Raw genomic sequence first — 23769 nt, 5'->3', positions numbered from 1 at the left:
TATCAGAGTCAAAAAACTGTCATTGCTCATAATTTAAAAAAAATGGTGGTCGTAGTTTTGTTGAGAATTAGCTGAAAAGTAAAGATGAGTGCTTTCCGTAAATATTTCAGCAGGAGCTGGCCCGCAATGATCATACTGATCTTTGTATCAATATGGCAGGTGTTGAAACATTTTGACAAAGAGTTGGAAAACACAGTTGAATATGCCTATGATAAAATCGACGAGTCAAAAGAATCCTGTATGGAATGCCACATCCGGGTAGAAGGCTTTTCAAAATATCACGATCCGGGTTTAATAGGTTGTGTAGTTTGTCACCTTGGCAACGGAAGCGAAACCGACAAAAAGAAAGCCCATCAGGATATGGTCCTGATTCCGGGAAATCTGAGTAATGCAGAACAGACCTGTGGGTCCTGTCATCCTGATGAACTGTATAAGGTCAGTCAATCTTTGATGACCACCAATAGCGGTATTGTTGCAGTAGATAAATATGTTTTTGGTGAAACGGACAGCCCCGATCTTCATTATGATATAAGAAATCTCGGGTATGATTCTTCAGATGAACATTTAAGAAACCTTTGTGCGAATTGTCATCTGGGGGCAGAGAAAACCGAATTGGGAAAAATTGATCAACTCAGCAGGGGAGGTGGATGTAACGCATGTCATTTAAACTATTCAGATCAGGCCGAGAATCATTTACATAACTATCTTTCATCTTCAAAAAAAGAATTACCTACGGTTCATCCCTCAACAGATATTTTTGTGCAGGATGAACATTGTTTCGGATGTCACAGCAGGTCCTCCAGAATTTCATCCAACTATATGGGATGGCACGAAACCTTACTGGAAGAGGATGAGGTTAAGGACACCTTAAAGTACAAGGTATTTCAGGACAAAAGGGTCTATGAATTCAAGGGGGAAGATGTGCATCATTCCAAAGGTTTGTTATGTATTGATTGCCATAGTTCACACGAGGTGATGGGGGATGGGAACAGGTATATACACGAGGAAGACGCGGTTTCGTTGCGCTGTGATGATTGTCATTATCAGGAGGAACCGCTAACAGTAAATTATGAAGACCTTGATAAGGAATCCTTACTCGTGTTTATGCACCGGGAATATTCGCATCAGGACCATAAAATGTTACGTGTTAAAGATGATGGGCACCCTTTGGTGAACACTTATCTCGATGAAAATAAAAATCTTTATCTGATAGGTAAAAAGGACGGAAAGAAACACTTAATTAAACCTCAGGCAGAGACTTGTGCCAGAGATCTTGCGCATTCCGAATTGAGTTGTTCCACATGTCACTCTCAGTGGGCTCCACGCTGTATCGGATGTCATAATACTTACAATGAGACGCAAAGAGGATATGATCTGCTGGATAAACAATTGACACGTGGAACCTGGGTAGAGCATGTCTTCGAATTTGAAACAGGGCTTCCTTCACTTGGAGTGAGAGAGGTTAAAGAAGGCAAAAAATACCAACCGGCCATACCGGGAATGATCTTGTCCATAGAGGCAGGGGATGAAGAAAAGTTTGAAAGACTCTATGCGGCTAATGCCCCCCATACCACGGGCAAGGGCGCAAGAAGCTGTGCTTCCTGCCATAAGGATCCTTCAGCCCTGGGTTATGGCAAAGGGAAACTTATATACACGATCCATGGAAATACAGGAAAATGGAGTTTTGAACCGGATTATGCTGATAACCCTATCGATGGCAAACCTGAAGATGCATGGATAGGCTTCCTGGAGGGGGAATCAGATGGAAAAGTGTCAACTCGTAAAGACTTCAGGCCCTTGAATATTGAAGAACAGAAACATGTTCTTAAGGTAGGGGCCTGCCTTGAGTGTCATGAGGAATCTTCAAAAGTTATGACAAGGGCGTTGAAGGAAGGACTAAATCCATTACTTTTGAATCTATCAGAAAACTGTATTTTACCTGACTTTTAATTTTATGAGTTCAACCAGGCCGGCTTCACGATTATTTCTATCGATTTTTCTTATTGTTTCTTTGGCTGACCTACTTGCCATACTATTCAATAACATTTTTTGGCAGACGCTTTTTAAACCTTTGATTATTCCTTCGCTAATTGCATTTTACCTTTCTGTTTCAGATCAAAAGAACAAACTTTTCCTTTTGGCTCTTTTTTTCTCCTTTTTGGGTGATGTCCTGCTTCTGGATAAGAATAAATTGTTCTTGTATGGAATCGCTGCATTTTTAATTACCCAGCTGCTCTATATTTTTTTATTCTCCAAAGGACTGAAGCAAAGTTCCCGGGATATCCGGGTAAAATCTTCTATCCCGTTTATGGGATTCTATATTGTACTGATATGGTTTTTATATCCGGGCCTGGGCCCATTTCTGGTCCCGGTACTTGTATACGGATTTGCAATTTCTGTTTTTGGGGTTGTAAGTTTGGTGAATTTTCTCGCCGGAAACAGAGAAATAACGCTGTATTTATTAGTAGGAGCCATTTTGTTCATTATCTCTGACTCCATGATCGCGCTTCATAAATTTCACTCAGAAAAGCCTTCCTATGGCCTTCTGATTATGGTGACCTATATATCAGCTCAGTTTCTGATTACGCATTATATGATACAACTTGAAAAGGTGAGGAAATAAATTATTTGAACATGTCCATTCCCGGAATGTCAGGCAGCCCTCCCTTTGCGGCAGCAGCCATCTCAGCTTCATTTATTTTGTTTGCTTTTTCAATGGCTTTGTTCAGTGCCAGGATCAGATAATCTTCCAAAGCCTCTTTATCCTCCAGCAACTCATCATCGATTGCAATATTCTTTACCTCCCTATTGGCGGTAATGGTAACAATGACCATTCCATTACCTGCATCTCCATCAACCATTACGGTATTCAATCTGCTCTTGGTCTCTTCAATTTTCGCCTGGGCCTCTTTCAATTTTGCCATCATGCCCTCCATATCTCCAAACATAATTATTTCTTTTAAAGTTAGAATTGATTTGTATTTTCGTGGGAAAACAAAATTACGAATTAAAGAGATACGGCGATTTTAAATGAAGAAATTAAATGTTAGTGTCATTATTTTATCTATTACTTTTGCATTTTCCTGTAACAATGAAAAGTTGGATAACAAAAAAGTTAGAAATATGCCAAACAAGGGGTTAAAACCTCCAGTAGCTGAAAGGATTCCAAAAAAAATGGAGATTCACGGTGATGTGAGAATAGATGATTATTATTGGTTGAATGAACGTGAAAACAAGAAGGTTATCGACTATTTGAATGCCGAAAATGATTATTATGATTCAGTAACCGGACATACAAAAAAGTTTCAGGAAGATCTTTTTGAGGAAATGAAATCCAGGATTAAAGAAGATGATGAGTCGGTACCTTATAAAAAGAACGGCTACTTTTATATTACCAGATACGAAAAGGGTAGCCAGTATCCTGTATATACAAGAAAAAAAGAGAATCTGGAGGCCAAAGAAGAGATCATTGTGGATGTTAATGAGCTTGCCAAAGGGCATGAGTATTATGCCCTCACAAGCCTGAATGTCAACAGAGCTAACAATGTAGCTGCTTTTGGAGTGGATACTATAAGCCGCAGGCAGTATGACATCATGTTCAAAAATCTGGAAAACGGTAGATTATTTCCAGAGGTTATTAAGAATACGACAGGAAGCACAGCCTGGTCAAATGACAATAAAACTGTTTTTTATGCGAAAAAAGATCCTGTTACCCTTCGAAGTGATAAGATTTACAAACATATTTTAGGAACCGACGCATCCGAGGATGAGTTGATTTTTGAGGAACAGGATGAAACCTTCTGGACTTTTGTCTACAAGTCAAAATCCCAAAAATATATAATCATTGGGTCCTATAGTACCTTATCAACTGAATACAGATTTCTGGATGCTGACAAACCGGAAGAAAGTTTCAGGATCATTCAGCCTCGCCAACGAGAGCTGGAATACAGCGTGGCTCACTATGGGGATGACTTTTATATACTTACAAATCACGGGGGAGCAACGAATTTTAAACTGATGAAAACCCCTGTCGAAAAAACGGGACAGGAAAACTGGGTAGATGTAATTCCTCACCGTGAGAACACCTTACTGGAGGATATATCTATTTTTAAGGATTTTTTAGTGCTTGAAGAAAGGACCAACGGACTGAACAAAATCAGAATCAAAAGATGGCATGATGAAGAAGATTTTTATTTGCCATTTGATGAGGAAACCTATACGGCATCGGTTTACAACAATCCTGAATTTGATACCCATATCATCCGCTACAGTTATAACTCATTGACAACCCCGAATTCAGTGATCGATTTTAACGTTGACGATAAATCCAAAGAGGTAAAAAAGGAACAGGAAGTTCTAGGAGGCAATTTTGACAAGAATAATTATACCAGTGAAAGGTTATGGGCCACCGCCCGTGATGGTAAAAAAGTTGCCGTTTCACTTGTTTATAGAAAATCAACTGAAATCAATGAAAATACCCCTTTGTTACTTTATGGTTATGGATCATATGGTAGTATAGTCAGTGATCGTTTCAGTTCGGTGAGACTGAGTTTGCTCGACAGGGGTTTTGTCTATGCTATTGCTCATATCAGGGGAGGTGAATACCTCGGTCGTGCCTGGTACGAAGATGGTAAGATGTTCAATAAGATAAATACCTTTTATGATTTTATCGATGTCGGGAAATTTTTGATCGAGCAAAAGTACAGCTCCGCATCACATCTTTACGCAGAGGGCGGCTCCGCAGGAGGTTTACTCATGGGTGCTGTAATTAATCTTAATCCTGAAATTTTTAACGGTATAATTGCGGCGGTTCCTTTCGTGGATGTGGTGACTACCATGCTTGATGAAGATATTCCACTCACCACGGGAGAGTTTGATGAATGGGGGAATCCAAAGAATAAGGATTCATATGAATATATGCTTTCTTATTCACCCTATGATAATGTAAAAAAACAAGACTATCCGCATATGCTGGTCACGACAGGTTTACATGACTCCCAGGTGCAGTATTTTGAACCTGCCAAATGGGTGGCCAAGCTAAGGGTGAACAAAACAGATGACAATAAATTACTCCTTTATACCAATATGGAAACAGGTCATGGCGGTGCCTCCGGGAGGTTTGATGCTCTAAAGGAAGTTGCCCGTGATTATTGTTTTTTACTTGATCTTGAAGGGATTACCGAATAATTATTTTTTTGTATTATTGTAACTTAAAGAACCTTTGCTTCAATCTTATGGAGATAATAAGTAGTAGTTTAAAAAAATTACTTAAATTTGCCCCCGGTTTTTATAATCAAAGCATTATATTTTTATGAAAAAACATAACGGTATAACTAATAATATATTAGATTTAGTCGGTAATACCCCATTGGTTAGATTAAATAGAATTACAAAAGAGTTAGACGGTCAGTTCTTAGCAAAATATGAAGCCTTTAATCCGGGCCATTCGATGAAAGATAGAATTGCTACACATATTGTGGAGCAGGCCGAGAGAAAGGGAATCCTTAAAAAAGGCAGCAAGGTTATAGAGACGACTTCCGGGAATACAGGATTTAGTGTTGCCTTGGTTTGCATCATAAAAGGATATGAATGCATTTTAGCGGTCAATTCCAAGGCCTCCAAGGGAAAGATCAATATGTTGAGAGCCATGGGAGCAAAGGTATATGTTTGCCCGGCCAATGTAAGTGCAGATGACCCAAGATCTTATTATCAGGTTGCCAAGAGGCTTCACGACGAAACAGCGGATTCTGTATATATCAATCAATATTTTAATGAACTGAATTCAGAGGCTCATTATTTGTCTACAGGGCCGGAAATCTGGGAGCAGACGGAAGGTAAACTTACACATGTTGTTGTGGCAAGTGGTACTGGAGGAACAATCTCCGGGGTTGGTAAATATTTGAAAGAAAAGAATCCAAACATTAAAGTTTTGGGTGTAGATGCCTACGGTTCAATACTGAAAAAATTCCACGAAACTTCTGATTTCGATACCGAAGAGATTTATCCTTACAGAATTGAAGGATTGGGAAAAAACTTAATTCCTACGGCGACAAATTTTGAGGTGATTGATGTTTTTGAAAAAGTAACTGATGAAGATGCTGCCCATAAAGCCAGACAGTTAGCTCTTGAGGAAGGGCTTTTTACCGGATATACAAGTGGTGCGGTGGTACAGGCCACGATGCAGTATGCTGATCAGGGCTATTTTGACAAAGATTCAATGGTTGTCATGATTTTGCCGGATCATGGATCACGTTATATGGAAAAGGTATACAGTGATGACTGGATGAGGGAGCAAGGCTTTTTTGATGCAAAAAAGCAAGAGACGAATTCCTTGGAGATTATAAGATAATTATTATGAAGATTTAATAAAAAGGCTGCTTGAATTCAAAGCGGCCTTTTCTTTTTTTTAAAAACTGTGAACATAGAAATTGTTGCTTAAGTATTTTTTCTATTTTTGCAAATAATTTAAAATAGGCGATTTAAATGATTGGCTATAGAAATTAGACAGATTTATGAAAGACTTATTTGAGAGAATTACTAAGGATAAAGGGCCGCTTGGCAAGTGGGCAAAGCAGGCTGAAGGATATTATGTGTTTCCAAAATTAGAAGGAAATATTTCCAACCGAATGAAATTCAATGGTAAGGAGGTAATTACCTGGAGTATCAATGATTATTTGGGTCTGGCTAATCACCCTGAAGTTATGAAGGTTGATGCCGAGGCTGCAAAGGAACATGGAATGGCTTACCCAATGGGAGCCAGAATGATGAGTGGACATACTGATTATCATGAACAATTAGAGCGTGAATGTGCTGAATTTGTTGGTAAAGAGGCAGCCTATCTGGTAAATTTTGGCTATCAGGGAATGGTTTCTGCCATTGATGCCTTGGTTACGAAGAATGATGTAGTGGTTTATGATATGGATTCACATGCATGCATCATTGACGGAGCCAGATTGCATCAGGGTAAAAGATTTACTTTCCGTCATAACGATATGGAAAGCTTTGAGAAAAACCTTATAAGAGCCTCAAAGAAAGCCGAAGAATCTAATGGAGGTATTCTTGTGATAAGTGAAGGTGTTTTTGGTATGCGAGGAGAGCAGGGTAAATTGAAGGAAATTGCAGCTCTTAAGGAAAAATACAATTTTAGATTGCTCGTTGATGACGCCCATGGATTTGGTACTTTAGGGAAAACCGGTGCGGGTGCAGGCGAGGAACAAGGGGTTCAGGACGCCATTGATGTTTATTTTGCAACGTTTGCAAAATCCATGGCAGGAATCGGTGCTTTTTTCGCAGGAAATGAAGATGTAATTAAATATTTACAATACAATATGCGATCTCAGATGTTTGCCAAGTCCTTGCCAATGGCCATGGTAAAAGGAGCATTGAAGCGATTGGATATGATCAGGACAATGCCGGAGTTGAGAACAAAACTTTGGGAAAATGTTAATGCCTTGCAGAATGGCCTTGTTGAAAAAGGATTTAATATTGGTAAAACGAACACCTGTGTGACCCCTGTATTTTTGGAAGGAGACATTCCTGAAGCAATGGCCATGGTAAATGACCTCAGAGAGAATTACCGAATATTCTGTTCTATTGTTGTATATCCGGTTATTCCAAAGGGAATGATCTTGTTAAGATTGATTCCTACTGCAGCGCACAATTTGGATGATGTTGCCGAAACGATTGAAGCATTTTCTTCTATAAGAGAAAAACTTAAAAAAGGATTTTACAAGAGAATCGCAGCTTCACTTATGTGATATAGCTCAAATCAATAAAAAAAAGCCGAAGATACTTTCTTCGGCTTTTTTTACTTTGTGGCGTTTTATTTATTAATGTCAAGTCTTGATGTGGCAATAACATTTTCGCTTGAGAAATCTTTACTCAGGTATTTGTAATAGCCTACGATACCAATCATGGCTGCGTTGTCTGTTGTATATTCAAATTTAGGAATATAGGTGATCCAACCCAATTCTTTTTCCATGGCCTTGAGCGTCGACCTGATCTCAGAGTTAGCAGAAACGCCTCCGGCAATGGCCACGTGTTTAATACCGGATTTTTCCGCTGCCAATTTTAATCTGTTCATCAGTATATTAACAAGGCTGCGTTGAACAGAAGCACAAATGTCATTGATGTTATTTTTAATGAAATCTGAATCCTTTTTTTGTTCCCTTTGAAGAAAATAAAGAATTGCTGTTTTAAATCCGCTAAAGCTAAAGTCCAGTGGATTCGGGGTTTTAGGTTCTGAAAAGCTAAATGCCAAAGGGTTTCCTTTTTTTGAATTTTTATCAATCAAAGGACCACCAGGATAAGGTAGCCCCAGTAATTTTGCCGTTTTATCAAAAGCTTCTCCTACTGCGTCATCAATGGTTTCACCAAGTATCTCAAAATCCTCATGGCTGTTTACCCTCAATATCTGGGTATGTCCTCCACTTATAGTCATACAAAGAAATGGAAACGGCGGTTGTTTCTGTGACTCGTCCTCTATAAAATGAGCCAGAACATGGGCTTGCATGTGATTTACCGGTATCAGTGGGATATCCAGCGCAATGGAAAGGGATTTTGCAAATGATGTTCCCACCAGTAATGACCCCATCAATCCGGGGCCTCTTGTAAATGCAATGGCGTCAAGTTCACTCTTGTCAACATTTGCAATTTTCAAAGCCTGATCCACTACTGGAACAATGTTCTGCTGATGGGCCCTGGATGCAAGCTCAGGAACCACTCCTCCATATGCGGCATGGACCTTTTGTCCGGCAACTTCATTGGATAGAACCCTGTTGTTTTTTAGCACAGATGCCCCTGTATCATCACAAGATGACTCTATAGCAAGTATGTGAATAGTTTTTTTTGACATGTCAAAAATTTAGGCACAAATATTGTACTTTTAAACATGCAAATTTAGAAATATTTTATTATCAGGCGGTTAAAAAGAATAGCAATTCGTATTTTTCTAATAGGCAGTTTTTTACTGGTTCTGTTAAGTATTATCTTCTCTTTTTCAAGTGTTCAGACCGGCCTGGCAAAAGTTGTTACCAACAGGGTTAATGCGAGGTATGACACCAATATAAACATTGAAAAACTCGACTTATCTTCCATACGAAACATTTCCTTGGACAACGTTTTGATTAAAGATCATCATGGCGATACCTTGATTTCAGCCGGAAGCATTGAAACCTCAATATTGAATTATCGGAATTTATTTACGAGCCAGCTGGATTTTGGCGAGATTTATCTCGATGACGGGGCTTTGTTAATGAAAACCTACAAGGGTGAGGAAAAAAACAATCTTACAGTATTTGTAAAGAAATTTAAAAAAGACAGTACAAGAGAAGGACGACAGTTTAAAATGTATGCGTCTTCCATTATCGCTGAGAATGTAGATTTTGTATTGTTCAATGAGAATAAGAGGGAGGGACCCATTGTTTTCTACAAGAATATTTATGGCGATTTTGATGATTTCAAGGTAGAAGGATCCAATGTTAGTGCAAATATTCATGATTTAAGAGTGATTGAAAATCATGATGTTTCGGTAACAAATTTCTCGACAAATTTCAAATACTCCAATTCTCGTATGGAATTCCTGGATACCCGGCTGGCAACCCGAGGATCGAATTTGGAGGCAGACATTGTATTTACTTATGAATTGGACGATCTGTCGGATTTCACCAATAAGGTACAGATAGAAGCAGATTTTAAGAAAGGCGACGTAGTTTTGTCTGATCTTAAAAAATTTTACGGCCAGTTTGGAAAGAATGATGCTATACATTTCACAGCAAAGGCTAAAGGAACAATTAATGATTTTGTTGTAGAGGATATTGATCTTGAATCTGACAGACAGTCTTCATTGAGAGGAACCGTGCATCTTAAGAATGTCCTTTATCCTGAGAAATTCAGATTGAAAGGAAATATCAGGGAAATTAGTTCAAATTATGATCATTTGGTTAATTTATTGCCTGATCTACTTGGGGCCAGAATTCCAAAGGAACTTGAAAAAATAGGATATTTTTCGAGTAGAGGAAAAGTTGATATCACAAAATCAGATATCGATATCCAGTTGAGAACCATTGCTCAGCTGGGATTGTCAGATGTTGATTTGAGTTTGAAAGATATTGATAAGGGAGATCTCGTTTCTTATAAAGGAAAGGTAGAACTTGTTGATTTTAAACTTGGGGAATTTGTAAGGGATTCTCTAATTGGCGAATTTTCCATGATCGGAGAGGTTGAAGGGCAGGGATTTTCAATTGACAACATCAGTGTAAAGGTGAATGGTCATATTTCAAAACATCAGTATAAAGGTTACACGTATTCAAATATTGATATTAACGGAGTTTTGAGAGATAAGGAGTTTGATGGCTATTTACGTGTGAACGACCCAAACATAAATCTAGAATTCAGAGGTTTAGCTGAACTTGGGGATGATAAAAAGTTTAATTTTAACGCTGATGTAGATTATGCCGATTTCTTGAAGCTAAACCTTTTTACAAGGGATGAAAAATCAATTTTAAAGGGTGAGATCCAGATGGATCTTACGGGAAGCAGTTTGGATAATATGGAGGGGGTTATCAGCTTTAAGGATGCTTCGTATTCAAATCAAAATGACGATTATTTTTTTAAGGACTTTACGATAACAGCGGAGAACAAGGATACCATAAGGGAAATAAAGGTAAATTCTTCAGAAATAGTCAATGGATACATTAAGGGAAATTTTAGATTCAGGGATCTTAAAAAACTGGGAGTCAATTCCCTGGGCAGCCTGTTTGTCAATTTTGAAAAGGAGAAAGTCGAAGCAGGACAGTTTCTGGATTTTAGATTCAGTATTTACAGCAAAATCATAGATGTTTTTATTCCTGACATTCAACTTGGCCCGAATTCTTTTATAAAAGGTTCTGTGGATTCGGATCGTGATATTTTTAATCTCACCATCAAGTCTCCCAAGATTGAGGCCTTTGATTACGCTGTAGACAAGATTAACCTTCAGGTAGATAATCAGAATCCTTTGTACAATACTTTATTGAGCATTGATGAAATTGATCATAAATATTATAGTCTTGCAGATATAAACATGGTTAATGTCATGTTGAAGGATACCTTGTTTGTACGTGCTGAAATGATTGGAGGTAAAGAAAAAAGAGAGAAATACACCTTTAGTTTTTATCATACCATTAATGAAAATAATCAATCTGTTCTCGGAATGAAAAGATCAGAACTGATTTTTAAGGACAACCAGTGGTTGATCAATCCTGAGAATAACAATCAAAATAAGGTGGTTTACGATAAGGAGATAAGAACCTTTGCATTTGATAATTTCAATATGGTGAGTGGTGATCAGAGAATTCACCTGGCAGGTCTCATTACCACAGATCAGGATAAAAACCTCGATTTGAGCCTTCAAAACGTGAACCTTGAAGATATTACGCCTTCGATTGACAGTGTTTCCCTTGATGGAAAAGTTAATGGTACCGTCAACTTAAGAACAGTTAACGGAAAGACCTTACCCATTGCCGACATGGATATCAATTATTTCAGTATTAACAATGATTACTACGGTGATTTGAAATTCAAGGCTACTTCTGACAATAATATTCGCAACTACACTTATGATCTTTTTCTGGATAACGGTGGATTAAGGACAGTACAGTCTCAGGGAGAAATTGACCTGACGTCCAATGCCCCAACAATTTTGGCTACGGCAAAATTTGACAGGTTCAGGATTAATGGATTTAGCCCTCTTGGAAAAAATGTACTGTCAAAATTGCGAGGAATGGCTTCGGGAGAAGCTACGGTCACGGGCAGGTTGTCAAATCCTGATATCCAGGGTGAAATTACCTTGGTGGATTCCGGATTGATGTTGCCATATTTAAATGTTGATTACGATTTCTCAGGAGAATCAGTGGTAAAACTTTATGGTCAGACATTTGATTTTCAAGATTTTAGAGTTAGGGATAAAGCTATGGGAACAACAGGTATTATTGATGGGACCATAACACATCGTTCTTTTAAGAAATGGAATTTGGACCTGGTTTTAAGAACCGATAATCTGTTGATTCTGAATACAGAAGATAAAGAAGGAGCCCTTTACTATGGTACAGGACTTATGGCAGGGACAACAACCTTAAAGGGGTATACGGATAATCTTACCATTAATGTAAATGCTACCACCAAAGCTGGAACAGCCTTTTACGTTCCGTTAGGAAATGTCAGTACAGTCAATACCTCCAGGTTGATTCATTTTGAAACTTTTGAAACCGAAGAGGAGGAAGAGAATTACCGGGAAAGTATTGTATTTGAAAAGCTGAAAGGATTGAATCTCAATTTTAAATTAAAGGTAACCAAAGAGGCCGTTGCTCAAATTGTCCTGGACAGGGCTACTGGTAGTATATTAAAGGGCTCAGGAGATGGAAATCTGGTTTTGAATATTGACACCAAAGGTAAATTTGAAATGTTTGGAAATCTAGTCGTGGACAATGGTGAATATCAGTTCAAGAATATTGTGAATAAGGATTTTATCGTTCAAAAAGGTGGAACCATTATCTGGGAAGGGAATCCATATGACGCTCAACTTGATATCACCGCCATCCACTACGCAAAAGCGAACCCTTCCGTCTGGCTTGATGCCATAGCCAGTTCGAGAAAACTTGACGTTGAGTTGTATACCAATATTTCCGGAAATCTTTCGGCACCTGATCTGGATTTTGACATTAAAATACCGAATGCCAGTTCTGATGTTGCGAGCGAACTTGATTTCAAACTAAGAAATGAGGATGAAAAGCTAACGCAGTACTTTTCACTTTTAGCCACTGGTGCCTTTGCCAGAACCGAGAATAACAGGACAAATTTTGACGGGAATGCCGCTATTGCAGGAACCCTTGCTCAAAAGGCATCCCAACTCCTTTCAAACATGTTGGAGAGCGATAACGAAAATTTTGAGGTCGGGGTTACTTACGACATTGGGGTTGAATCGGGCGTTCAGGACGTAATTACAGATGATCAGCTTGGTCTGGAAGTTTCAGGAAGAATTGCGGACAAGGTCATAGTAAGCGGAAAGGTAGGAGTTCCTGTTGGTTCAAATACCAATTCAAGTGTTATTGGAGAAGTTGAAGTCAAGGTGCCTCTGAATGAAGCTGAAACGTTTCAGGCCAAAGTTTATAACAGGCAAAATGAGATTTATTTTGACCCAACTGAAGGAGAAGGGTATACCCAGGGTGTTGGAATATCTTACAGATTTGATTTCAATAATGGAAGAGAGTTCATGGAAAAGCTTGGTTTAAAAAAGACGGCTGAGGAAAAAGAGATGACCAAGGGGCAGAGGGATAGCGTGAGAGCTGAAAAGAAACTTATTAGACAGGAATATAAGGAGGTAAGAGCTCAATCCGCTAAAAAAGGAAATTAATATGCTATTCTGACAACTTCTTTTCTATGCCGAAAAACGGTTATTTATCTAAGGATTGTTGTATTTTGTAGAAAATTACATGAGTAGTTTTTAATAAATACTATTTTTATTGCCGGTTCCCCCCAAAAAAGAACTTAATTAGTTACATTAAATTTTAGGATATGTCCAAACAATCATCTCTTGTGCCCTTAATGATCATCGCAGCCTTGTTCTTTATCTTTGGTTTTGTAACATGGATAAACGGAGCCTTGATCCCATTCATGAAAACTATCAATGAACTTACCGCTGCCCAGTCTTATCTGGTGGCATCTGCCTCTTATATTTCTTTCGTTGTTATGGCTTTGCCTTCATCAGCAATTTTAGCGAAGACGGGATACAGAAAAGGTATGTCTATTGGCCTGTTCGTTATGGCATTAGGAGCCTTGGTTTTTATTCCCGCAGCTAATGCAAGAACGTACTGGGTGTTCCTCTTAGGAATTTTTATTCAGGGAGCGGGAATGACTTTATTGCAAACCGCTGCGAATCCTTATGTAACCATCCTGGGACCCATTGAAAGCGCTGCGAAGAGGATTTCCGTCATGGGTATAGCCAATAAAGTTGCAGGGGCTTTAGGATCTTTGATATTTGGAGCACTTCTTTTATCAGGAATTGATGAGGTGAATGAGAAACTAAAAACGGTTACCGGAGAGGAAAAAAACCAGTTACTCGATACGATGGCTGACAGTGTTTTTGTGCCTTATATTATTATGGCAGTTGTTCTCTTTGTATTGGGAATTTTAATACGCAAAGCCCCGCTTCCTCATGTTGAAGCTGAACCAATAAAAGAGGAAGAAGGAGCTAAATCAGTAAAAACCAGTATTTTTCAGTTTCCACAATTAATATTAGGGGTTATAGCCTTGTTTATGTATGTTGGTGTTGAGGTGATTGCCGGAGATTCTATTATCGCTTACGGTTTATCACTTGGACTTCCAGTTTCACAGGCCAAATGGTTTACCACTTTTACTTTGTTTGCAATGGTTGGAACTTATGCGCTTGGGGTTATATTAATACCAAAATATATGAGCCAGACGACTGCTTTAAGACTTAGTGGGTTGCTGGGTATTGTTTTAAGTCTTGTTATTGTCAATACTACCGGTTTTACTTCGGTTCTGCTTGTTGCCGCATTGGGTATCGCTAATGCCCTGGTCTGGCCCGCAATTTGGCCATTGGCTATTGATGGTTTAGGGAAGTTTACAAAAACAGGAGCCGCATTTCTGATCATGGCAATTTCAGGTGGAGCAATACTTACGCCACTTTACGGAAGATTGGTAGATTACTTGAAAGAAGTGTATCTGGCGGAAGGCATGGAGGAAGTTTTAGCGACTTCTCAATCGGCTAATCAGGGATATTGGATCCTCCTTCCCGCATATATCATAATCTTCTTATATGCATTAAAAGGGCATAAGATTAAATCTTGGAGGTAAACTCCTGGATTTAGTTATTTTGAATTATTCAAATTACAGATAGATTTTAAGTTTTTATTTGAGTTGGTATAGCATATGGGGTAGCCTGAGAAACTACTCCATGCTGTACATTTTAAAATAATTTACATTTCGTTTTTATTTACGGATAACTGAGCCTATTTTTGAACGGAATCCTTAATAGAAAAGCTTGAGTACAATTCTGATTTTCGCAATTATTGTCGTTTATTTTGGCTTTATCATGGCCATTTCTTATTTCACTTCCAGGAACAGAAGTGATGAGTCATTTTTTACCGGTGACAGGCAGTCTCCGTGGTTTCTGGTAGCTTTTGGAATGGTAGGAGCAGCCCTTTCCGGGGTTACTTTTGTATCAGTTCCCGGCATGGTGGGCAACAATAGCTTCTATTTTTTTCAGTTCATTCTTGGTAATGTGGTGGGTTATCTTTTTATAACTTTTGTTTTAATACCATTGTATTACAGACTGAAGCTTGTCTCTATTTATGGGTATTTAAAGGATCGATTCGGAAATACCACTTATAAAACGGGCTCTTTATTCTTTCTTATTTCCCAGTCTTTTGGGGCCTCTTTAAGATTGCTGCTCGCCGCAAAAATTTTACAATTTGCGTTTTTTGAAAAGCTGGGAGTTCCTTTTTATTTAACTGTGATAATCATATTATTACTCGTCTGGCTTTATACCAATAAATCGGGTATAAAAACCATTGTCTGGACCGATACCATGCAAACTACATTTTTGATCCTCGCTGCTGTGGTCACCATTTATTCGATAACCTCAGCCATGAACCTTTCTGTAGGAGAGTCCGTAAGCAGGGTGCTCCAACATGATTTTTTTAAGGTATTTAACTGGGATGGAAGGTCAGGAAATAATTTTTTTAAACAATTTGTGGCTGGAATTCTGATTGCTATTGCCATGATGGGGCTCGACCAGAATATGATGCAAAAAACACTGACTTGTAAGAACCAATGGGATGCGCAAAAAAATACGCTTACCTTTAGCCTCATACTGGCCTTGACGCAATTCTTATTTCTTGGATTGGGGATACTTCTCTATATCTATGCGGATGCCATTCAAGTTACCTTACCAGTGGGTGAACAAGGACAATACCTGGATACGGATACCTTATTCCCCAATCTGGCTATCAATCATCTCGGGTTGATCACCGGAGTGAGTTTCCTGCTGGGAATCATTGCGGCCTCATTTTCAAGTGTTGATTCGGCACTCACGGCGCTTACGACTTCATTTACTTACGATTTCATGGATATTTCACATAAGTCAGGGGATGAAAAAAGAAAATTGAAAAACAGAGTGCTTTTTGGGTTTTCACTGGTGGTATTTTTAATCATCATGTCTTTTTCAGCAAGCCGGGGAGATGTAATTTCTTTAATATTTAAGGTGGCAGGCTATACTTATGGACCCTTACTGGGATTGTTTTTGCTCGGAATGTTTTCTGAGGTGACTGTAAAGGACAGATGGGTTCCTTTAATTTGTGTTATGGCACCGGCTTTGACTTATGGACTGAGTATTTACCTGAAAAATAGTTTTAATTTTGACTTCGGATTTATAAGTATTGCAGTTAATGCTTTAATCACGATAATAGGTTTATTGTTAATTAAACAAAAAGAACAGAAATGAGAGAAGGATCCACTACTGAACAATCATCGTACTATGACGATTTGGAGAAGATGAGTGTTCGGGACCTATTGGTAAACATGAACAATGAGGATAAAAAAGTTGCGCTGGCAGTTCAGGAAGCCATTCCTCAGATTGAACCTTTAGTAGGTGAAATTGTGAAACGATTTAAAAAAGGGGGAAGACTCTTTTATATTGGAGCAGGCACAAGTGGACGCCTTGGTGTTTTAGATGCTTCGGAATGCCCTCCAACTTACGGAGTTCCGGATACCTGGGTTATAGGACTTATTGCAGGAGGAGATGGAGCTCTTCGCAAGGCAGTTGAAAATGCCGAGGATGATTTTCAACAGGCGTGGCATGACTTAAAGGATTTTGATATCAATGAAAATGATGTTTTGGTTGGAATCGCTGCCTCGGGACGGACCCCTTATGTTATTGGAGGATTAAGAGACGCCAATAAAAATAATGTATTAACGGCATGTGTTACGTGTAATGTAGGGTCTGAAGTGGCACAGGAGGCTGTTTACCCCATCGAAGTGGTCGTGGGGTCTGAATTTGTAACCGGAAGTACAAGAATGAAGTCCGGAACGGCACAAAAACTGGTTTTGAACATGATTTCGACTTCGGTGATGATTAAACTGGGCAGGGTGAGAGGAAATAAAATGGTCGATATGCAGTTGAGTAATGAAAAACTTGTAATCCGGGGAACAAGGATGGTGGCTTCGGAATTGGGTATAGATGAGGGTCTGGCTCAGGAGTTATTGTTAAAATATAAGAGTGTCAGAGCGGCAATAGATAACTATAAGAAATAAATCAACCCAATCGTTGTGCTCTCTTTTGCGGGTTCAACAGTAAGTTTTTTTAAGATTAGAAGATTTTAGAAGTGGATAAAAAAAGGTTTGGCTTAATTGGAAGGAATATATCGTATTCGTTTTCCAGAAACTATTTCAATGATAAATTCAAGACGTTGAATTTGAAAGATCATGAATATGTGAATTATGATCTTGAGGACATCAATGATTTGAGAAATGAGTTACAAAGAGATCAGGCCATTTTAAGAGGCTTGAATGTTACGATTCCTTACAAAGAGGAAATAATTCCTTTTTTAGATGAAATTGATGCGGAGGCATTGAATATTGGTGCAGTAAACACGATTAAAATTTTACCAGGTAATAAATTAAAAGGCTATAATACTGATGCTTATGGTTTTGAAAAGGCGCTGAAATCGATCTGGAGGGGTTCGGAAAAAAGGGCCCTGATCCTGGGAACAGGTGGGGCGTCTAAAGCCATAGCCCACGTTTTGCACAAAACGGGAATTGAGTTTTTATACGTATCGAGAAAAAAGGGAAACGATTTTACCATCACCTATGACGATCTCGATATGGATATTATAACTGCACATGAATTGATCATTAATTGTAGCCCGGTTGGAACCTTTCCCAATGTGGAAGATTGTCCCAAATTGCCCTATGAGTATCTCACCGAAAAGCATTTACTATTTGACCTGATTTACAATCCCGAAAAAACCACCTTTATGAAAATGGGTGAGAAAGCAGGATCACTGGTTATTAATGGGTATTCCATGCTGGTCTATCAGGCAGAAAAGGCTTGGGAAATCTGGAATTCGTAGATAATACAGGGAGCTGCAACCTTTTAAAATTTAAGCATCTTATTATAAACATAATTTTGCGCTTTGTTGGGCTATTAGTATCTTTCACAACTTTTTTAAAGTAAAATTTTAGGAACCTTAAACATGAAACAATGTTAGACGTAAATAATGATCAGTTATCATCCGATTCAATGGCAGACGGAGAAGAAGGAAAACAGGAAATTAAATCTGTAAAAGCGAAGAAAGACAATAGCGATGCTGTAAAGGAAGAAATTAAGGAAACTCAGGAAGCACCTGAGATAAATGAAGTTGAGACAACGGATACGATTGAATCTGAATCTGAAGAAGCAGTTAAGGAACTTGAGCCCAAGGAGAAAGCAGAAGTAAAATCTAACGCTAAATCAGTGGAAAAGGCAGAAGATAAGGTCGAAGATAAGATCGAAGAAAAAGAAGAAGTGAAAGACGAAGAGGATACTGAAGCTAAATCTGGTCAGGACGTTGAGGAAAAGAAGGAGGAGGAAACTAAAAATAAGCTCCCGGAAATAGATCTTTCAACACTAACACTTGAAGGGGTCGTTGATACCATGAAAAGTCTGTTGGAAGAGTTCGATATCCAGGAGATCAAACAGCAGATAGAAGATCTTAGAATCGATTTTTTAAAGAAATTTAAGGCTTTTATTCAAGAAAAAAAGGAGGAATTTGTTAAGTCAGGTGGGAAGGCTGAAGATTTTTTCTATAACGCAACGGTTAAAAACAAATTTGATGAACAGCTCAGTATTTACAAAAGGAAACGTCAACAGTTTTATCGTGATATTGAGCGTATTCAAAAAGAAAACCTTGAGTTAAGACTGAAGCTTATAGAGGAATTAAAGCAGCTGATAGACAATGCAGAGGCTTCAACCATGTACAAGAAGTTTAGAAACCTTCAGGAGAGATGGAGAGAAGTGGGACAGATTCCTCATGCAAAATATAACGATATATGGAGGACCTATCATCACCACGTGGAGCGGTTTTATGATTTGCTGCATTTGAACAATGATTTTAGAGATCTGGATTTTAAACATAATCTTGAGGAAAAGACGAAACTCATTGAAAAAGCGGAAGCACTGACTGAAGAGGAGGATGTGAACCATGCTTTTAAGGAATTACAGGTCCTTCACAGAATGTGGAAAGAGGAAATAGGTCCGGTTGCCCGGGAGTTAAGAGAAGAGGTATGGCACAAATTCAGTGAAGCAACGAAGAAAATTCATAAAAAGAGACATGAGTTTCAGGAGATCCTGGATGAGAGGTACAGGGCCAATGTGGGTTTAAAACTGGCCGTTATCGAGAAAATTAACAGTCTCGATTTTGAAAAGAATCAAACACATAAAGATTGGCAAATCAGTATTAAAGAGCTTGATAAACTGAGGGATGAATTTTTTGCTATTGGGAAAGTCCCAAAATCAAAAAATGAAGAAGTCTGGCAATTGTTCAGAGAAGCCACAAGGAAGTTTAATGCTGAGAAAAATGCCTTCTACAAGAATATTAAAAAAGGCCAGGCTGAAAATCTGAAAATGAAACTTTCCCTTGTTGAAAAAGCAGAGGAGCACAAGGATAGTGATAACTGGGCAGAGGCTACAGAAATCTATAAAAAGATTCAGGCTGAATGGAAAACAATAGGCCATGTACCAAGGAAGGATTCGGACAAGATTTGGAAACGTTTTAAGGAGGCATGCAATTATTATTTTGATCGCCTTCATGAGAAACAAAACAATATTGATAAGGACCAGTCCGCTTTGATCGATAAGAAAAAAGAGTTTATCGAAACACTAAAACAAGAAATCGAAAAAGGAAAAGATATCAGCGCTGATTTGGTTCATAAAGCACTTGAACAATGGAGGGCTCTGGGGGTATTACCTCAGAAGGTCAAGCACCTGGATATAAAATTTAATAAGGTGTTAGACGCTGCATATAAAAAATTGAATATTGATAAGGATGAGGCAGATTTTTTACGGTTTAAAAATTCTGTTGATGCCATGTTGGATCAAAAAAGTACGAGAAAACTTGACAGTGAACAACTGTTTATTCGAAGAAAGATTGACGATATTACCAAGGAGATAAAACAACTTGAAAATAATATTAGTTTTATTTCAAATGCATCAGAAGATAATCCACTGGTTAAGAATGTTTACAAGAACATAAAGGGACATAAGAAATCACTGGAGGTCTGGAAAAGAAAACTTTCGTATTTAAAGAAAATGGAATATTAGCAAAAAAACCCACCGAAAAGTGGGTTTTTTTATGGGTTGTTATTTATATCTATTCCGATTTTTTAAGCCTTTCTTTTATTTTAAGCAATATTTCCTTGTGAGAGAACAAGGAGCAATGCCCTTCCATGGGACTAAACTCAATGATAGCATCCGATTTGGGGTCCTTGGTGTTTTTTATAAAATTTTCAAAGCCTCTGGTTCCTGTATTGAGATAGAAGTGGTCCATATCTCCCATCCAGATATATATTTTTCCTTGTAATTTTGGCCCCAGGGTTTTCCAGTTTTTTTCAGCATATTTTTTAAAGTCATATTTCTCCCAGGATTTTGCAACCAGTGAGTCTATTTCACCGGTCAAGTGGTCAAACATGGGCTGGGGAAGGCCATCCTTACCTTTTGGGCTGTATAAAGCCGTATGTGCACTAAACTGGCCTCCGGAATCAAGATAGGTGTCTGAGGCCCCAAAGACGTTTTCATAAGCGATAAACTCTTTCATGGACAACATGGGTTCTCCGTATTGATCGCGCATGATTGGCCTTAAATAGCCATATTCATTGTAAAAGGCATTTTTTTCCTTATAAATATTAATGAGTTGATAGTATTTAAAATCAATAGCATCAGGGCTGTAAGCGTAAACACCGTTAAAGATGTCTGGATAATACAGCTGTAGTCCAAGTGAAACCCAACCACCGGTTGAGCAGCCGTCAACAAATCGTGTTCTCATATCATTACTTCCTCTGTATTCAGATTCTATTTTCGGAATAACTTCATGGATCAGGGAATATCCATAGGGGCCGCTGTTGTCTGAATCCATTTGATAGGAATCTCCAAAAGGGCCTTCTCCGTCAAGAAAAACATTGATGACCTTTGGAGCCTGATCAGACTCCCACCATTCCATAAATTTTTTATTAGCCAATAATCGGTTCAAACGCGTGTAACGCCCGCCGTATCCTGCGACATTATAACGAATCGGATAACTTTTCCCTTCCTGATACCCATAAGGAAGTAGGATTGAAGCCTTGACGCGCATTTCTTTGTTCCACCAGCTTGAAAGTGTATCACTTTTTAGGTCAATTAATTTTGCAAGAGGATGTTCTTGAAGGGATCTTTTTTCGATTTGCTGGTTTAGTAAGACAGCAACCTTCTTCGAGGAATTGATCTCTATTTTCTTTTTTGAACTATAGAGGTTTCCGGGAGCACCGGTTCTGCTCTCTTTTGTATCCTGATCCCACAGGGCCTGCATATAATAAATTCCTTCCGGAACATTCGATAATCCCCATTCTGTAGTTTTGGTCCAGTTTTGATCGGGGCCAAATAGCAATGCTCTGTCTTGGGGGAAATCATTTTTATTGATGGCAAAAATATGAGTTTTGCTATAGGGGTTTGGCCAGGTTTGATTCCTTGGTTCCAGATCAGGATTTTTTGTTAAAAAGATAAATAGACGTCCGGATCTGCTAAAAGAATTGAGTATCCCTTCATCAACGGATACCTCAACAGAAAGGCTGTGACCCGTTGACTGGGATTGTAAACTTGCAAAGGAAAGCAGAAAAAACAGGCAATATACCAAATATTTCATGTCAGGTTTAATTAGTTATTGCCCTAAAAATAACAAATCCTATTATATTTGTAGCTCTTTATCAAAATGGAGTTTTCCAAATCAAAGATATCCTAATTGAATTTAGAAAACGGGTAACAGAAACAGCAAAAACTAAAAATCATCAAATATGTCAGACGATAAAAAAGTCATTTTCTCCATGTCCGGAGTGAGTAAATCTTACCAGGGAACCAATAAGCAGGTACTTAAGAATATTTATTTAAGCTTCTTTTATGGAGCGAAGATCGGAATACTGGGTTTGAATGGATCGGGAAAATCCACTTTGTTAAGAATAATTGCCGGTCTTGATAAAAACTATCAGGGCGATGTTGTTTTTGCACCGAATTATACCGTTGGATATCTTGCGCAGGAACCGGAACTGGACGACTCAAAAACCGTTATGGAGGTCGTAAAGGAGGGAGTTTCAGAAACTGTGGAGATTTTAGAGGAATACAATAAGATCAATGATATGTTTGGACTGGAAGAGGTGTATTCTGATGCGGATAAAATGGAAAAATTAATGGCCAAACAGGCAGATCTTCAGGATAAGATAGATGCGCTTAATGCGTGGGAGCTGGATACACAGCTTGAAATTGCCATGGATGCCCTCAGGACCCCCGAGGGAGATGCCTTGATAAAAAATCTTTCTGGAGGAGAAAGGAGGAGGGTTGCCTTATGCCGCTTGCTTTTGAAACAGCCGGATGTCTTGTTACTCGATGAACCCACAAACCATTTGGATGCAGAATCTGTTCACTGGCTCGAACATCACCTGGCTCAGTACAAAGGAACGGTGATAGCGGTCACCCATGACCGTTACTTTCTCGATAACGTGGCGGGATGGATTCTTGAACTTGACAGAGGTGAAGGAATTCCCTGGAAGGGAAATTATTCTTCATGGCTGGAACAAAAATCCGATCGTCTTGCAAAAGAAGAAAAATCAGCTTCAAAGAGGCAAAAAACCTTACAGCGAGAACTGGAATGGGTTCGTATGGCTCCCAAGGGGAGACATGCCAAATCAAAGGCCAGATTATCAAGTTATGATAAGTTGATGAGTCAGGATCAAAAGCAAAAGGAAGAGAAACTGGAGATCTACATACCAAACGGGCCGAGGTTAGGAAATAACGTAATAGATGCAGTGGGAGTGGCGAAGGCTTTTGGAGAAAAGCTTTTATATGATGATCTTAATTTCAAATTGCCACCCAATGGTATCGTAGGAATAATTGGACCCAATGGAGCCGGTAAAACGACGATATTTAAAATGATCATGGGAGAGGAACAACCTGACAAAGGAGAATTCAAGGTGGGGGAAACCGCCAAGGTTGCTTATGTGGACCAAAGTCATTCGAATATTGATCCTGATAAATCGATCTGGCAAAACTTTTCAGATGAACAGGAGCTGATCATGATGGGAGGTAAGATGGTAAATTCCAGAGCCTACCTGGGCAGGTTTAATTATAGCGGATCCGAGCAAAACAAGAAAGTTTCGGCCTTGTCCGGTGGGGAAAGAAACAGGCTTCATCTGGCCATGACACTCAAGGAAGAAGGTAATGTATTGCTTTTAGATGAACCAACTAATGACCTGGATGTAAATACGTTAAGAGCATTAGAGGAAGGGCTTGAAAATTTTGCAGGCTGCGCTGTGATCATTTCTCATGACCGTTGGTTCCTCGATAGGGTATGTACCCATATTCTGGCCTTCGAAGGAGATTCTCAGGTCTACTTTTTTGAAGGTAGTTTTTCTGAATATGAAGAAAATAAGAAAAAAAGGCTTGGCGGAGATATGATTCCAAAGCGGATAAAATACAAAAAGCTGATTCGATAA

Annotated in this window: 15 protein-coding genes; 12 read left to right on the top strand and 3 right to left on the bottom strand. The window is 38.7% G+C overall.

What is annotated here, in order from left to right:
* Positions 1 to 84 precede the first annotated feature (84 nt).
* Both LCM02_RS07525 and LCM02_RS07520 read left to right on the top strand, forming a co-directional pair.
* Positions 85 to 1950: a hypothetical protein gene (locus LCM02_RS07525; RefSeq protein WP_224927707.1), complete on the top strand. Its 1866-nt coding sequence runs from the start codon at positions 85 to 87 to the stop codon at positions 1948 to 1950.
* A 4-nt stretch (positions 1951 to 1954) separates the two neighbouring features.
* A complete protein-coding gene (locus tag LCM02_RS07520) occupies positions 1955 to 2623 on the top strand; it encodes a lysoplasmalogenase (protein ID WP_224927706.1) in 669 nt (222 codons plus the stop codon).
* Position 2624: 1 nt separating this feature from the next.
* Here LCM02_RS07520 and LCM02_RS07515 read toward each other — a convergent pair whose 3' ends face one another.
* A complete protein-coding gene (locus LCM02_RS07515) occupies positions 2625 to 2948 on the bottom strand; it encodes a YbaB/EbfC family nucleoid-associated protein (RefSeq protein ID WP_224927705.1) in 324 nt (107 codons plus the stop codon).
* A gap of 82 nt (positions 2949 to 3030) precedes the next feature.
* Between LCM02_RS07515 and LCM02_RS07510 the strand changes: the two genes are divergently transcribed.
* From LCM02_RS07510 to LCM02_RS07500, 3 genes are all read left to right on the top strand, one after another.
* Complete coding sequence (locus LCM02_RS07510; protein WP_394369929.1) at positions 3031 to 5187, top strand: S9 family peptidase; 2157 nt, start codon at positions 3031 to 3033, stop codon at positions 5185 to 5187.
* A gap of 124 nt (positions 5188 to 5311) precedes the next feature.
* Positions 5312 to 6349: a PLP-dependent cysteine synthase family protein gene (locus LCM02_RS07505; RefSeq protein WP_224927704.1), complete on the top strand. Its 1038-nt coding sequence runs from the start codon at positions 5312 to 5314 to the stop codon at positions 6347 to 6349.
* 163 nt (positions 6350 to 6512) lie between these two features.
* Positions 6513 to 7757 carry an aminotransferase class I/II-fold pyridoxal phosphate-dependent enzyme gene (locus LCM02_RS07500; protein WP_224927703.1) on the top strand — a complete coding sequence of 415 codons (1245 nt, stop codon included), beginning with the start codon at positions 6513 to 6515 and terminating at the stop codon, positions 7755 to 7757.
* Between the two features lie 65 nt (positions 7758 to 7822).
* On the opposite strand, the gene tsaD is transcribed toward LCM02_RS07500, so the two are convergent.
* Positions 7823 to 8854: a tRNA (adenosine(37)-N6)-threonylcarbamoyltransferase complex transferase subunit TsaD gene (gene tsaD / locus LCM02_RS07495; protein ID WP_224927702.1), complete on the bottom strand. Its 1032-nt coding sequence runs from the start codon at positions 8852 to 8854 to the stop codon at positions 7823 to 7825.
* 255 nt (positions 8855 to 9109) lie between these two features.
* On the opposite strand from tsaD, the gene LCM02_RS07490 reads away from it, so the two are divergent.
* The 6 genes from LCM02_RS07490 to LCM02_RS07465 all read left to right on the top strand — a co-directional run bounded on the left by LCM02_RS07490 (position 9110) and on the right by LCM02_RS07465 (position 20356).
* Entirely contained in the window at positions 9110 to 13390 is a 4281-nt protein-coding gene (locus LCM02_RS07490) for a translocation/assembly module TamB domain-containing protein (protein ID WP_224927701.1), read from the top strand.
* A 161-nt stretch (positions 13391 to 13551) separates the two neighbouring features.
* Positions 13552 to 14853 (top strand): sugar MFS transporter, encoded by a 1302-nt coding sequence (locus tag LCM02_RS07485; protein ID WP_224927700.1) that lies wholly within the window; start codon positions 13552 to 13554, stop codon positions 14851 to 14853.
* A 187-nt stretch (positions 14854 to 15040) separates the two neighbouring features.
* Positions 15041 to 16501, top strand: coding sequence for a sodium:solute symporter (locus LCM02_RS07480; protein ID WP_224927699.1), 1461 nt, complete (start codon positions 15041 to 15043; stop codon positions 16499 to 16501).
* A complete protein-coding gene (murQ, locus tag LCM02_RS07475; protein ID WP_224927698.1) occupies positions 16498 to 17310 on the top strand; it encodes an N-acetylmuramic acid 6-phosphate etherase in 813 nt (270 codons plus the stop codon). The genes LCM02_RS07480 and murQ overlap by 4 nt, the downstream gene beginning before the upstream one ends.
* A 71-nt stretch (positions 17311 to 17381) precedes the next feature.
* Positions 17382 to 18128 (top strand): shikimate dehydrogenase family protein, encoded by a 747-nt coding sequence (locus LCM02_RS07470; protein ID WP_317197452.1) that lies wholly within the window; start codon positions 17382 to 17384, stop codon positions 18126 to 18128.
* A gap of 131 nt (positions 18129 to 18259) precedes the next feature.
* Positions 18260 to 20356 (top strand): DUF349 domain-containing protein, encoded by a 2097-nt coding sequence (locus tag LCM02_RS07465; RefSeq protein WP_224927697.1) that lies wholly within the window; start codon positions 18260 to 18262, stop codon positions 20354 to 20356.
* A 49-nt stretch (positions 20357 to 20405) separates the two neighbouring features.
* Here LCM02_RS07465 and LCM02_RS07460 read toward each other — a convergent pair whose 3' ends face one another.
* The gene (locus tag LCM02_RS07460) at positions 20406 to 21929 is read right to left on the bottom strand and encodes an alpha/beta hydrolase-fold protein (RefSeq protein WP_224927696.1); all 1524 of its coding nucleotides are present in this window, start codon (positions 21927 to 21929) and stop codon (positions 20406 to 20408) included.
* A 148-nt stretch (positions 21930 to 22077) separates the two neighbouring features.
* Between LCM02_RS07460 and ettA the strand changes: the two genes are divergently transcribed.
* Positions 22078 to 23769, top strand: coding sequence for an energy-dependent translational throttle protein EttA (gene ettA, locus LCM02_RS07455; protein WP_224927695.1), 1692 nt, complete (start codon positions 22078 to 22080; stop codon positions 23767 to 23769).

It is taken from the genome of Lutimonas saemankumensis, from assembly GCF_020171465.1.
GTDB classification, from domain to species: Bacteria; Bacteroidota; Bacteroidia; order Flavobacteriales; family Flavobacteriaceae; genus Lutimonas; species Lutimonas saemankumensis.
This window is presented reverse-complemented; position numbering and strand designations above follow the sequence as displayed.